The sequence below is a fragment of the Acidipropionibacterium virtanenii genome, from assembly GCF_003325455.1.
GTDB classification, from domain to species: domain Bacteria; phylum Actinomycetota; class Actinomycetes; order Propionibacteriales; family Propionibacteriaceae; genus Acidipropionibacterium; species Acidipropionibacterium virtanenii.
Genome location: NZ_CP025198.1, coordinates 136558 through 148850, shown reverse-complemented (window position 1 = coordinate 148850; position 12293 = coordinate 136558). Strand labels below are relative to the sequence as shown.

The following is a 12293-nucleotide window of genomic DNA, read 5'->3' as shown; positions in this document are numbered from 1 at the left end:
ATCTCGATACATGACCGTATTCGATACGGTCTTGTATCCAGTACGGAAGCGTATCCGATACACTTCCGTATGCAAACTTATGTGAGGAGGGCCGATGTCCGATGTCGCCACGACCCGGGAACGAGGCCGGGAAGAGGCCCATCAGGTGAGCGCCCGGCGGGCCGCCACCAGGGAGAGGCTGTCTGACGCGGCCGTCCGAGTCTTCGCCCGCAAGGGGGTGGACGGCGCGACGGTGGAGGAGATCTGCGAGGAGGCGGACTTCACCCGCGGTGCCTTCTACTCGAACTTCGGCTCGAAGAACGAGCTGTGCATCGACGTCCTCCAGCGCAGCCTCGACCGTGCCTTCGAGGCCCTGACGGTCGAGCTGCCGAAGGCGAGCGCCACCGAGCTGCCGATGGACGAGAAGCTCAACCTGGCCATCGAGCTCACCAGCCGCACGATCAGCGGTGACCCGGACACCGTCCTGGCGATCAGCGAGATCCGCCTCCAGGCCGCCCGAGACCCCGCCCTGCGGCCCGCCTACCGGGCCCTCAACGAGTCCGCCACCCCCGCCCTCAGGGAACTGGTCGTCGAGGTGATGGAGGCCAACGATGTCCATATCGACATCCCGGTCGACGACCTGCTGGGCATCATGCGCACCCTCTACGACCAGCAGATGATCGAGGCTCTCATCTCCGGGGCGCCCGACAAGGCCGGTGCCGTCAGTTCCCAGATGGCCACCCTGCTGAAGGCCCTGATGCGCGGCTGAGGGAGCCCCGACCGGGGGTCCCCGCAGCCGGGGTTCGTCAGCGCACGGCTGCCAGGCTCCGGTCGATCATGGCGAACACCGCGGCCCGGTCGTCGGCGTCCCGCTCGAAGTCGTAGCGCTCGGCGTCGATGACGAGCAGGGGGCTCGCGTCGTAGGCGCGCGACCACTCGTCGTAGTAGCGGATCAGTTCGCGGTAGTAGCCCGCCAGGCTCGGATCCCGGTCCACCTGCTCGAATGGGCGGCCGCGTCGTGCGATCCGGCGGATCAGCGTGTCGTAGCCGGCGCGGATGAACACCATGAGGTCGGGGCTCTTCTTGTGGGCGGCGTAAGGCAGCTCCTCCATCATGTTGGCGAACAGCGCCTCGTAGGTCCGCCACTCGACCTCCCTGACATTGCCCCGGTCGTAGTTCATCCTCATGAAGATGCGGTCCTCGTAGATGCTGCGGTCCAGCACGTTGTCGTCGTCGCGCATCGCCTGCTTGATGGTGGCGAACCGTCTGTTGAGCAGGTACACCTGCATGAGGAAGGCGTACGGGTTGTGGGCGTCGGCCTCGCCGGCGGCCCTGCGCTGCGCTGCGATCCTGTTGCCCCGGTAGAAGTCGTCGATGATCGGATTGTCCTCGGCGGGCTCGTGGAAAGCCCGCGAGCCGAGGTGGTCGGCCAGCAGGGTGGTCAGCGTCGTCTTCCCGCTGCCGATGGATCCGGAAATGGTGATCAACGTGGCATCATCCCTCCTCGGCGGTCCACCTCGGGGTGGGGTCCGCCCCATCCTGCCCTTCCCGGGGCCACCAGTCGTGTCCGACGCCCCGCGCGGGGCGCATGCCGCGGTGGAGGCGCACAGTGCCGGTGGCCACCACCTGCCTTTCGCGGGTCGTCCCCACCAGATGGGAGCCAGGACCGTGCTCCCCGGTTCTCCACCAGGTGGCGCCACTTCTCCGACCTGGCGCCGGCTATTTCAGGCGTCGCGTCGGAGAAGTGGCGCCACGCCGACCTTGAACGGACCGGACAGCCTGAGGGGTTTTCCACAGGGCGGTTCCGCGAATCGAGTTGTCCACAGATTTCCCGGGAAAGTCTGGTCAGCCGGCGCGGGGTGTGGCTGTCTTGTGTGCCATGCAGCAATCAGGCCGGCTCGTGTTCAGAATCAGCGACCTCGTCCGTCAGGGCATGAGCCCCGACCAGATCCAGAAGCTCAAGAGGGAGGGAAGCTACTCGGCCGTCCGACACGGAGCGGTCGTCGAAGGACCCTTGGCCAAGGACCTCAGAAGCCGTCAGATCGAGCTCATCCAGGCCACCCTGCCGGCACTCTCAAAGGCACCGGGCGTGCTGACGCATACGTCTGCCGTCGCGCTGCTCGGCCTGCCGATGACGAACAGGGGTGCCGAGCAGGTGTGGCTGAACCGGCCGAGGGGAAGCAGTAAGCACCGGCGTCCACAGATCATCACACGAGCCTGCGCACTCGAACCCGACGAGATCATGCGCATCGGCTCCTACCTGGTGACCAGTCCCGAACGGACTGCCGTCGACATGGCTCGCGAATTCGACTTCCCGACAGGCGTCATGATCGCTGACGCCGTTCTGAGGGGCTCCGGCTCCGTAGAGCGGATGCAGGAGCTCCTGAGGCGGGCGCCGAGGAGGAGAGGCAATGTGATGGCTCAGGCAGTTGCGGCATTCGCCGACGGAAGGTCGGAGAGCCCCGGGGAGTCCCTGATGCGTGCCCAGCTGGAACTCCACCAGTGCCCCGCGCCGGATCTTCAGGTGGGCATATGCACACCGCTGGGGGAATTCGTCGCCCGCTGTGACTTCGGCTGGCCGAACCAGAGGGTCGTCGGCGAGTACGACGGCCCGCAGAAGTACGGCCGGCTGCTCAAACCCGGACAGACGGTCTCTGACGTCGTCGTCCACGAGAAGGAGCGCGAGGCGAACATCCGTGACCAGGGATGGGAGATCATCCGGTTCTGCCGCGCGGACCTCCGCAATCCGGTCGCCGCCGCGGCCAGACTCATCCGCCTTCTGGACAGCCGAAGCCCTCAGCGACGTGGCGCCTGAAGTCCGACGTGGCGCCAGCTGTTCCAGGCGCCGCGCCGCAGAAGTGGCGCCACGTGGCCGACGCAGCCTGTCGTGCGCCCAGTGTCAGTACCTGGGAGCGCCCGGCACGGCCAGCACCCCTCCGGCCAGGCTGCGCAGCCGAGTACCCGCGGGGGCGCCGGCGGTCAGCAGCCGCACCGCCTCGGCGGAGCGGACCCCGGCCTTGCAGTAGACGACCACCTCTGCGGGGGGGTTCCCCGAGCTGTCGGCCAGAACACCGGCCACCGCGTCCCAGCCGTCCTGTCGAATCCTCCCCAGCGGCACCCAGTGGTCGTCGGGGATGGAGACGATGCCGCGCTCCCAGTCCTCCCGGACGTCCAGCACCAGAGGCGCGGGGCGCTGTGAACCGGTGCGCTCGGCGGCCAGCTCCTCGGCGCTCACCTCGGTCACCGGCGTCTCCACCGCGCAGGAGAAGGCGTAGTCCGACGCCAGTGCGGTGACCTTCTCCCGGTCTGGATCCTCAGCCAGCGTCAGGAAGGTGTAGCCGGCTGCCAGGGCGTCGTAGATCATCAGACGGCCCACCATGGGCTCGCCGATGCCGCACAGCACCTTGACGGCCTCGGTGGCCATCGCGGAGCCGATGGTGCCGCACAGCACCCCGAGCACGCCTCCCTCGGCGCAGTTGGGCACCGAGTCGGCGTCGGGGATGTCGGGGAACAGGTCGCGCAGCATCGGCCCCTGGCCGGGCCAGAAGACCGACACCTGCCCCTCGAATCGGAAGATGGTGCCCCAGACCAGCGGCGTGCCGGTGATCTCGGCGGCGTCGTTGGACAGGTACCGGGTGGCGAAGTTGTCCGAACCGTCCACGACCAGGTCGTGGGAGGCGAACAGGTCGAGGGCGTTGTCGGCGTCCAGGCGGCCGACGATCGCGGTGACCCGGGAGGCGGAGTCGAGCCGCAGGGCGGCGTCGCAGGCCGATTCGGCCTTGGGCCGGCCGAGATCAGCCTCGCGGTGGAGCACCTGGCGCTGCAGATTCGACGCCTCGACGACATCGTCGTCGATCACCGTGATCCGCCCCACCCCGGCAGCGACCAGGTACTGCAGCACCGGGGCGCCCAGACCGCCGGCGCCCACCACGAGCACTCTGGCGGCCCGCAGCCGGCGCTGGCCGTCGTCGCCGAATCCGGGCAGGGACAGGTGCCGCGAGTAGCGCACCGCCTCGGCTCCACTGAGCGCCGGGCCCGGGTTCACCAGGGGATTCATGAGGCGGTGACCAGGCCCTCTGTCGGGGAGGAGGCCACGGCGAGGCTGCGCCTGGGGATACGCCCGGCAGCTCGCGCCAGATATCCGGCCTCGACGCCGAGCCTGAAGGCCTGCGCCATGGCGACCGGATCGGCGGCCATGTTGATGGCGGAGGCGGCGAGCACGGCGTCGCACCCCAGCTCCATAGCCAGACAGGCGTCCGAGGCGGTGCCCTGGCCGGCGTCCAGCACGATCGGGACATTCGCGCGAGAGGTGATGAGCTCGATGTTGTGGGGGTTGAGGATGCCCAGGCCGGTGCCGATCGGGGAGCCTCCGGGCATCACCGCGACGACGCCGAGATCCTCCAGGCGCTTGGCCAGGACCGGATCGTCGTTGGTATAGGCGAAGACCTTGAACCCCTTGCCGACAAGGGTCTTCGTGGCGTCGAGGAGTTCGGGGGCGTCGGGCAGGATGGTGCCGTCGCCGACCACCACCTCCAACTTGATCCAGTCCGTCTCCAGGGCCTCGCGGGCCAGTTCGGCGGTGAGCACCGCGTCGGCGGCGGTGCTGCAGCCGGCGGTGTTGGGCAGGAAGCGCTGCCCGAGTCGCTCCAGCATCGGGAACAACTCGTCTCCCTCGCCGGGCTTGAGTTTGCGCATGGCCACGGTGGCCAGGGTGGAGCCGGCGGCCTCGATGGTCCGGGCGAGGATGTCGTGATCGGCGGCGTGGCCGGTGCCCATGATGAGCCGGGAGCTCAGCGTGACGCCGTCGATGGTCAGTCCGGTGTCAGTCAGTGATGTGTCAGTCATGTGTGTCTCTTCGAGGTGAGGTCAGCCGCCCTGTACGGCGGTGACGATGTCGACGTTCTGTCCGGGAGCCAGTGCGGTGGCCTGCCATCGGCTGCGCGGTACGACGGCTTTGTCGATGGCCACCGCGACGCCGAGCCGGCCGCCGTCGGTGGGGCGGCCGTCGGGGCCGAGGTTTCTGCCGATGCGTGCGGCCACCAGGTCCAGGACGGTCTCTCCCGGGCGTGACTGGTAGCTCTCGCCGTTGACTGTCAGCATGATCGCGCATCGCTCCTTTCCTCCGGCGGCATGACCCGCATCAGGTGTGACGGTCGGCTTGCGCCCTCTCAGCCCCGCTGTGGGGCTCCCGTAGGTCTCGAACTATACGCACCCTCGGGCGCCGGGAACAGGTGGGGATGGTGCCGGTGGGCTGGGCGGGAACTGATAGCGGTTGGGATCGCCACCCATAATTGCCGCATGTCCCCGTCCGACATCCGCCCGTCCGGCAGCCCCTCCTCCGAGGATGAGTTCGCGCTCATCGACCAGGCAGCTGCCGAACTCGGCCTGATAGCACCGCCCGTCACCCGCGTGGGTGACGCCGTCTCGGCCCTGGTCTGGGGGGATCATCCGGCGCGGGTGGTGCTGCTGCACGGGATGGCGCTCAACGCCCACACCTGGGACATGACCCTGCTGCACTGGTCGGCACGGCGGGACGGCGTCGACGTGGTGGCGGTGGATCTGCCCGGCCACGGCGAGTCGGCCTGGCGACAGGACCGCGACTACTCCCCCGCCACGCTGGCGCACGCGCTGAACTCCTTCCTCGACGAATTGCTGGAGCACGGCGTGCTGGCCGGACCGCTGACTCTGGTGGGGCACTCCCTGGGCGGGCTGACGGCGATCGAGCTGGCCGCCGGGCGCCGCGACGTCGCCCATGTCATCGCTCTGGACTCGCTGCCCGGCCTGGTGGAGACCGGCCAGGGTGGGGCGTTCATGGAACGGCTGCGGGCCATGGTCGGCGGGCCGACGGTCTTCGCCTCCCGCGACGAGATCGTGGCGTCGGCGATGGCCCTGGGGTTCGGCGGGAGGTCCGAGGCCGCGGTGCGCCGCGGGGTGATCCACAACACGCGGGTGCTGGCCGACGGCACCGTTCAATGGAAGCATCACGTCGCCCAGTTGGGCATCGACGACCTGGTCTCGACACTGGGTGACGGCGCGGCCGGCTGGGAGCGCCTGACGTCACTGCCCGCCGGCTTCGACGTCATCGCCGCCAGCAACGGCGTCCTGGCCCCCGCGCAGCTCGAGCGGCTGAACGCCGTGCGGCCGGCGTCACGGATCGTCACCCTGGAGTCGGGCCACAATCTGCAGGAGGACGTGCCGCAGGAGTTGGCGGGGACGCTCGCCGGGCTGGTCTGACGCGGCGGACGCCTCGACTGTCGACCGTGGTTGCCGACGCCGTCGACCGCGTTATCCCTCCTGAGATTCTGACAGTAGCTTGAGAATTTCTCAGCATGCTCTTACTGTCGGGGGCAGCGGGTCGCGACGCGGCCCACCGTTCGGAAGGAAACCGCAGATGGCAAGCACCAACACCACGAACTCCGCGAAGTCGTTCCGACGTGTCGCCGCCCTCGGCGCCGCCGCCGGTATCGCCGTCATGGGCTCAGTAGCCCAGCAGGCACACGCCGCACCCGTCTCCCAGCCCAAGGCTCCGGCCCAGGTCTCCCACGCCGCCCAGGCCCCCAAGGCCCAGCACGCCGCGAGCCCCTCGAAGGTCTCGCAGACCCGTACGCACGTCTGGGCGACCACCGATGTCAACGTCCGCTCCGGTGCGGGCACCGATCACTCACGCATCGGGCTGCTGCGCACCGGCCACTACACCACCCAGCTCGAACCCTCGCAGAACGGCTGGACGAAGGTCCGCTACCACGGCCAGGTGGGCTACATCTACAGCCAGTACCTCAGCCACTCCGCCACCTCCGCGAGCGGCGGCCAGGCGGGCAGTGGCCATTCGAGCAGTGGTCAGTCGAGCAACAGCTACACCCCGCGTCACTCGGCCGGCTCCAGCTCGAGTTCCTCCAGCGAGAGCAAGAACTACACGCCCCGTCGTTCGGCGGAGTCCACCTACTCGTCGGGCTCCTCGAGCACCGGTGGCGGCGGCTCCTGCCAGGCCTCCTTCTACGGCGAGGGTTCCCAGACCGCGTCCGGCGAGTCCTTCGACTCCTCGGCCATGACCGCGGCCCACAAGACCTACAAGTTCGGCACCAAGCTCAAGGTGACCAATCAGGCCAACGGCAAGTCCGTCGTCGTGCGGATCAACGACCGCGGACCCTACGTGTCCGGCCGCTGCCTCGACCTGTCCACCGGCGCCTTCTCCCAGATCGCCAGCACTGGCGCCGGTGTGGCCAGTGTGAGCTACCAGGTGGTCAGCTGACCCTGGGGCCGCGGCCGCCATCTGGAGAGAAGAGGCTCAGCATGATGACAATCGCGAGATCCTGAGTGGAGCGTCCCACCGTTGACGACCACCAGGCTCATGGATCTACCGTGTTGGGGCCGAGCGAAGTAGCGATGTCCGTCTCAGAGGATCTCCAGCGGCACGGGCTCCGGGGGCACCGGGAAGGCGGCGTCCAGGGCGGCCAGGTCCTCGTCGGAGAGGGTGAGATCACCGGCCATGGCGTTCTCCTTGGCGTGGGCCGGTGAGCCGGTCCTCGGGATCGCCAGGACGTCGCCGGAACGGATGGTCCAGGCCAGCGCCACCTGCGCCGGGCTGGCGTCGTGACCGGCTGCGACCCGGACAAGGGCGTCGTGCCCCTCGCCCGGTGCCAGTAACCGGGCCTGCTCGATCGGGGAGTAGGCCATCACAGGAATCCCGTGCTCACCCAGCAGACCGAAAAGGTCGACCTCCGGCCCGCGTCGGGTGAGATTGTAGAGCACCTGGTCGGTGGCGCATCCCGGCCCGCCGGTCTCCGCGAGGAGGTCCGTCATGTCGTCGGGGTCGAGGTTGGAGACGCCCCAGGCGCCGATGGAGCCGTTGCGCATCAGATCGTCCATCCCCTCGATCATCTCGTCCAGGCGCACCTCGCTCTGGCGCCAGTGCAGCAGGTAGAGGTCGATGTGCTCGGTGCCCAGCCGCTCCAGGGACCGCTCGCAGGCCGTGGCGATGCCTTCGCGGGAGGCGTGGGTGGGCAGCACCTTGTCGACGATGAAGATCTCGTCGCGTACATCCCCCAGCGCCTCGCCGACGAGGGTCTCGGCAGCCCCGTCCCCGTACATCTCGGCAGTGTCCACCAAGGTCATGCCGGCGTCGAAACCGGCTCTCAGGGCCTTGATCTCCTCATCGCGGGGAGCCCTTCCCTCGCCCAGGTACCAGGTCCCCTGTCCCAGGGCGGGCAGTGACCTGTCGGCCATCGTCACGGTGCGCATCGAAACCTCCTGGCTCGTCGGGGTGACGTCGCCCTCCACGATATGCGGCCCTGCGACCAGGCCCACCCAGAGAGTGTGCAGGAAGCGAGGGAAATGACGCCCCCACTTTCTGCACAGTCTCCAGCAGTCGGCGCCGGGAAGCCTCCGAAGACGGTCCAACCAGGACCGCGCCCCGACGGTCCCGCATTGTTCAGCCCCACATCCCCAGGGCGAATTCGGCGACGACCACCGAGAAGATGTAGGACGAGGCGATCGCCACGATGCCCACCGGGATGATCTTCCAGCCGATGGCCTTGAGGGCCGGGATGTCCTTGCCCAGGCTCAGCCCGGCGATGGTGAGCACCAGCGTGCAGACCGCCAGGAAGGGCACGGTCTGGGTGGTGTCGACCACGAAGTCGGCGATCGGCGAGATGGGAGTGGTGATGAGCGCCCCGAGGGTCACCGTGAGCAGCATCGCGCTGACCCTGCCGTGGGTGAGCTTCGACACCAGGATCGAGAATCCGACCAGCACCGAGAGGATGACGTAGCACCACACGAAGTTCATCGAGAAGGACCTGGTGTTGATGACGGCCACGACGATGCCGATGACGCTGATGCTGGCGAGCGTGAGCCAGGTCGGCACCGCGACCTTGGGCACGTCGAGGGAGGTCATCCTGACTCCCGATGTGGTGTCCTTCTGCGCCTTGCGGCGGGTCAGCGCCTTGTAGAGCCTGTCGGCCAGCGGCAGCGCCACCCACATGCCGACGTAGACGCCCAGCACGGTGGTGATGAGGTTGGAGGTGGCCGCCATCGCGGTGACCTCCTTGGCGACCTCGGGGTGGGCGGCGGCCACGGCGCCGGTGGCCGCGGCCATCATCGAGCCGGATCCCACACCCGACCCCATGGCCAGGGCGAGCGGGTCGAAGATCTTGAGCGAGGAGCTCACAGAGGCGATGATGCCGACCGTCACGGCCCCGAAGAGGGTGCCGAAGGCGTACATCGACAGCACCCCGCGGTACTGGGGCGAGTCCGTGCCGTACTTCTCGGAGACCATCGCGAAGGAGCCCTCGCGGTCGATGGAGAAGGTGGCGCCCACCGTGGCGGGCCCCATCCTCAGCAGCACCGCCAGAGGCAGCGCGAGGACCAGCGTGCCGAGCAGATGGCCGATCTCCTGGAGCATCAGTGCCGGGCCGGCCTTGGCCAGCACCATGATGTTCGGGCCGATGGTGAACGACAGATGGGCCAGCAGCACCAGCACCATGACGGTCATCATCGTGTTGGCCACCGCCTGGATGTCCAGACCGAGGGGCTTCCACTTCTGGGAGGAGATGATGCCCGACATGATGAGGCCCCACACCATCGGGAGGATGACGATGTCGGCCACACCGGCGGGGATGACGACCTTGCCGATGAGTTCGGCGATCGAGGCCACCAGCACGGTGAAGCCGATGACGATCCAGAGCTGACGGGAGCGCAGCGTCATCCGCAGCACTTCGGGGGTCGACGCCGGGTTGGGCGTCTCGGCGCTCTCGGGCGCCTCGAGGATCTCAGCCATGGGGTGCTCCAGGGGTCGGGGCGAGAATGGGGAACGACTCGGATCGAGCAGTGCCGGATGCGATTCAGATCGAGCAGTGCCCGATGCGATTCAGATTGAGCAGTGCCCGATGCGATTCAGATTGAATCGACGGTGGTGGCGCCGGCCGGACGGGCGGCCTGCCGGGCCAGCAGATCGGCGCGAAGCTCCGGATCGTGGGCGACGTCCAGGACCGTCCAGGCCAGTGCGGCGGCGGCGTCGAGGACGGCGTCATCCCCGGCGGGGCTGGCCGCGGCCTGTTCGAAGGCGACCTGATGGGGGGCGGCCTCGCAACCGGTCAGGGCCACCGTGCCGTGCAGGCCGGGCAGCACCTGGGAGACGTTGCCCATGTCGGTGGAGCCGCCGCCCAGGTCGTAGGAGTCGTCGAGGGTGCGGCCGCGGGCGGTCAGGTTGGCGTCCCAGATCCGCGACAGGTCGGGGTCGTGCCTGACGGGGGCGTAACCGTTCTCGGTGGCGTGCTGCTCCCAGGTGCATCCGGTGGCGATGGCGGCCCCCTCGAAGCAGTTCATGACGCGCTGCTTGAGGTCACGGTGGACGTCGAGGTCGGCGGCGCGCACCTCCACCTGGAGTTCGGCGAGGTCGGGGATGATGTTGGTGGCGGCGCCGCCGTTTGAGATGAAGGCGTTGATGTTGGCGGTGTGCGGGATGTGCTGGCGCAGCAGGGCCATCGCCGTCAGGGACAGCGTGGCTGCGGCCCCGGCGTTGACGGCCAGCCAGGGGGCTCCGGCGGCGTGGGAGGCGACGCCGTGGAAGGCGACCTGGAAGCGCTCGACGGCGGTGAAGACGGTGCGCTCGACGGCGACGTCTCCGGTGGTCATGCCGTGGACCATCAGGGAGAAGGTGGAGTCCTCCCAGGCTCCGGCGCGCAGCATGTCGACCTTGCCGCCGCCGTGCTCCTCGGCGGGGGTGCCGAGCACCTTGACCCGGATCCCGGCCTCGGCGGCCAGCGGCGCCAGGGCGATCGCGGCTCCGAGCCCGGCGGTGGCGATGATGTTGTGTCCGCAGGCGTGGCCGATCTTCGGCAGGGCGTCGTACTCCAGGCACAGCGTGGCGGTGAGGTCGCCCTGGCCTATGACGGCCTCGATGGCGGTCTCCAGCCCGTAGCAGCCGAGGGTGACGTCGTAGCCCGCCTCGCGCAATTGGTCGGCCAGCAGGGCGGCCGAGCGGTGCTCGTCGTAGGACAGCTCGGGATCGTCGTGGATCTGGTGGCTGATGGCCAGTAGCTTCTCCCGCTGCCCGGCGATGGTCTCGGCGACGGCCTGACGGGCGGCGGCGAGAGTGGTCGGTGCGGTGAGAGTGACGTCGGCAGGAGCCATGCGGATCTCTTCCTCTGTTGTACGTACATGCGTGGTTTCGGGCCTATTCTCTCCATCCACTTGTTTCTGAACTGTAAATCCGCACGAAACCTGGCCATACTCGCGTCATGACGCATGATGACGAAGTCGATGAGATCGATCTGAGGCTTCTGCATGCGTTGCAGATCGAGCCCCGGGCCGCATGGTCGGACCTTGCACCGATCGTGGGCGCGGACGCCTCGGCGCTGTCGCGACGCTGGATCGCGATGCGCGATTCCGGCATCGCGTGGATCACCGGGCTCCCTCAGATCGGCAGACATGGAAGGCTGGCCTTCATCGAGGTGGAGTGCGTCGCAGGCCATCGGGAGCAGGTGGCGACCCGACTGGAGCACGACCCGGAGGTGCTCATCCTCGACTACACCGTGGGGGCGCGCGATCTCTTCGTGACGGTCTACTGCGACTCCATCGAGCAGATGACCGAGTATCTGCTGGGGCGGTTCGACCAGTTGCCGGGAGTGCGGGCATCGCGGACCCACATGGTGACCGAGCTCATCAGCGACGCCCGGTCCTGGCGGCTGCGCTCCCTCTCCCCGTCGGAGGTGGCCCGGATACCGCGGGCCCGGCCGCCCCGTCCCCGAGCGGCGTCGAACGTGCCCGAGGAGGTACGCGCTGCGGTCCTGAAGGAGCTGGCGATCGAAGGCCGGATGCCGGCCGCCACGATCGCGGCGCGCCACGGTCTGGCGGCGCAGCGGGTGGCCGACGCGATCTCGACGATGAGGGCGCGCGGCGAGATGTACCTGCGCACCGACATCTCCCGGGAGCACTCCCCCTGGCCGGTGTACACGTGGTACTTCATCCAGCTGCCCGCGGCTCACATCGACGCCGCCCGCTCGGTACTGCGGAAACTGCCCGAACTGCGGCTGGCGGCGCTGTGCTCCAGCCGCTTCAACCTCATCCTGGCGGTGTGGCTGCCCCGGCTGGAGGACGTCCACGGCTTCGAGGTCCGGCTCACCGGGATCCTGCCCTCGGCGGTGGTGGCCGACCGTTCGGCGGTGCTGCGGATCCGCAAGCACGTCGGCCATCTGCTGGACGAGCACGGCCGGGCGACCCGCACAGTGGTCCCGGTTCCCGGCTCGTGACGCCCCCGCTCGGAGAGCGTGTAGGAAATGGGTGAAATGACGACCACATTTCCTACACGGTCTCAACGG

The 12293-nt window shown here is 68.6% G+C and carries 12 protein-coding genes, 1 pseudogene and 1 riboswitch; of the genes and pseudogenes, 5 read left to right on the top strand and 8 right to left on the bottom strand.

Features of this window, described 5'->3' with window-relative positions:
• Positions 1–94 precede the first annotated feature (94 nt).
• Positions 95–748, top strand: a complete 654-nt coding sequence (locus JS278_RS00690; protein ID WP_114043503.1) for a TetR/AcrR family transcriptional regulator — start codon at positions 95–97, stop codon at positions 746–748.
• Between the two features lie 37 nt (positions 749–785).
• Here JS278_RS00690 and JS278_RS00685 read toward each other — a convergent pair whose 3' ends face one another.
• Complete coding sequence (locus tag JS278_RS00685; RefSeq protein WP_114043502.1) at positions 786–1466, bottom strand: deoxynucleoside kinase; 681 nt, start codon at positions 1464–1466, stop codon at positions 786–788.
• A gap of 413 nt (positions 1467–1879) precedes the next feature.
• On the opposite strand from JS278_RS00685, the gene JS278_RS00680 reads away from it, so the two are divergent.
• On the top strand, positions 1880–2794 hold the full coding sequence (locus JS278_RS00680) for a hypothetical protein (RefSeq protein ID WP_114043501.1): 915 nt from the start codon (positions 1880–1882) through the stop codon (positions 2792–2794).
• Between the two features lie 84 nt (positions 2795–2878).
• On the opposite strand, the gene JS278_RS16635 is transcribed toward JS278_RS00680, so the two are convergent.
• The 4 genes and pseudogenes from JS278_RS16635 to thiS all read right to left on the bottom strand — a co-directional run bounded on the left by JS278_RS16635 (position 2879) and on the right by thiS (position 5079).
• Positions 2879–3157, bottom strand: a complete 279-nt coding sequence (locus tag JS278_RS16635) for a rhodanese-like domain-containing protein (RefSeq protein WP_342767034.1) — start codon at positions 3155–3157, stop codon at positions 2879–2881.
• Between the two features lie 105 nt (positions 3158–3262).
• A pseudogene (locus JS278_RS00675) lies at positions 3263–4036 on the bottom strand (HesA/MoeB/ThiF family protein); the annotation flags it as partial.
• A complete protein-coding gene (locus tag JS278_RS00670) occupies positions 4033–4824 on the bottom strand; it encodes a thiazole synthase (RefSeq protein WP_114043499.1) in 792 nt (263 codons plus the stop codon). The pseudogene JS278_RS00675 and the gene JS278_RS00670, both read right to left, overlap by 4 nt.
• 21 nt (positions 4825–4845) lie before the next feature.
• A complete protein-coding gene (gene thiS / locus JS278_RS00665) occupies positions 4846–5079 on the bottom strand; it encodes a sulfur carrier protein ThiS (protein WP_114046033.1) in 234 nt (77 codons plus the stop codon).
• Positions 5080–5181: riboswitch (TPP riboswitch) on the bottom strand.
• 96 nt (positions 5182–5277) lie between these two features.
• On the opposite strand from thiS, the gene JS278_RS00660 reads away from it, so the two are divergent.
• Together JS278_RS00660 and JS278_RS00655 are read left to right on the top strand one after the other, a co-directional pair.
• Positions 5278–6213, top strand: coding sequence for an alpha/beta hydrolase (locus JS278_RS00660; RefSeq protein ID WP_114043498.1), 936 nt, complete (start codon positions 5278–5280; stop codon positions 6211–6213).
• 157 nt (positions 6214–6370) lie between these two features.
• Complete coding sequence (locus tag JS278_RS00655) at positions 6371–7228, top strand: septal ring lytic transglycosylase RlpA family protein (RefSeq protein ID WP_114043497.1); 858 nt, start codon at positions 6371–6373, stop codon at positions 7226–7228.
• A 143-nt stretch (positions 7229–7371) separates the two neighbouring features.
• Here JS278_RS00655 and JS278_RS00650 read toward each other — a convergent pair whose 3' ends face one another.
• From JS278_RS00650 to JS278_RS00640, 3 genes are all read right to left on the bottom strand, one after another.
• Entirely contained in the window at positions 7372–8217 is an 846-nt protein-coding gene (locus tag JS278_RS00650; RefSeq protein ID WP_114043496.1) for an aldo/keto reductase, read from the bottom strand.
• A gap of 190 nt (positions 8218–8407) precedes the next feature.
• Entirely contained in the window at positions 8408–9751 is a 1344-nt protein-coding gene (locus JS278_RS00645) for a DUF3100 domain-containing protein (RefSeq protein ID WP_114043495.1), read from the bottom strand.
• Between the two features lie 116 nt (positions 9752–9867).
• Complete coding sequence (locus tag JS278_RS00640) at positions 9868–11106, bottom strand: amidohydrolase (RefSeq protein ID WP_114043494.1); 1239 nt, start codon at positions 11104–11106, stop codon at positions 9868–9870.
• Between the two features lie 107 nt (positions 11107–11213).
• Between JS278_RS00640 and JS278_RS00635 the strand changes: the two genes are divergently transcribed.
• Positions 11214–12224, top strand: coding sequence for an Lrp/AsnC family transcriptional regulator (locus tag JS278_RS00635; RefSeq protein ID WP_114043493.1), 1011 nt, complete (start codon positions 11214–11216; stop codon positions 12222–12224).
• Positions 12225–12293 lie beyond the last annotated feature (69 nt).

Excerpts from the sequence above, each read along its gene's own strand:
- JS278_RS00635 (WP_114043493.1), top strand. The coding sequence starts at position 11,214 with ATGACGCATGATGACGAAGTCGATGAGATCGATCTGAGGCTTCTGCAT.
- JS278_RS00670 (WP_114043499.1), bottom strand. The coding sequence starts at position 4,824 with ATGACTGACACATCACTGACTGACACCGGACTGACCATCGACGGCGTC.
- JS278_RS00650 (WP_114043496.1), bottom strand. The coding sequence starts at position 8,217 with ATGCGCACCGTGACGATGGCCGACAGGTCACTGCCCGCCCTGGGACAG.
- JS278_RS00645 (WP_114043495.1), bottom strand. The coding sequence starts at position 9,751 with ATGGCTGAGATCCTCGAGGCGCCCGAGAGCGCCGAGACGCCCAACCCG.
- JS278_RS00660 (WP_114043498.1), top strand. The coding sequence starts at position 5,278 with ATGTCCCCGTCCGACATCCGCCCGTCCGGCAGCCCCTCCTCCGAGGAT.
- JS278_RS00640 (WP_114043494.1), bottom strand. The coding sequence starts at position 11,106 with ATGGCTCCTGCCGACGTCACTCTCACCGCACCGACCACTCTCGCCGCC.
- thiS (WP_114046033.1), bottom strand. The coding sequence starts at position 5,079 with ATGCTGACAGTCAACGGCGAGAGCTACCAGTCACGCCCGGGAGAGACC.
- JS278_RS00655 (WP_114043497.1), top strand. The coding sequence starts at position 6,371 with ATGGCAAGCACCAACACCACGAACTCCGCGAAGTCGTTCCGACGTGTC.
- JS278_RS00690 (WP_114043503.1), top strand. The coding sequence starts at position 95 with ATGTCCGATGTCGCCACGACCCGGGAACGAGGCCGGGAAGAGGCCCAT.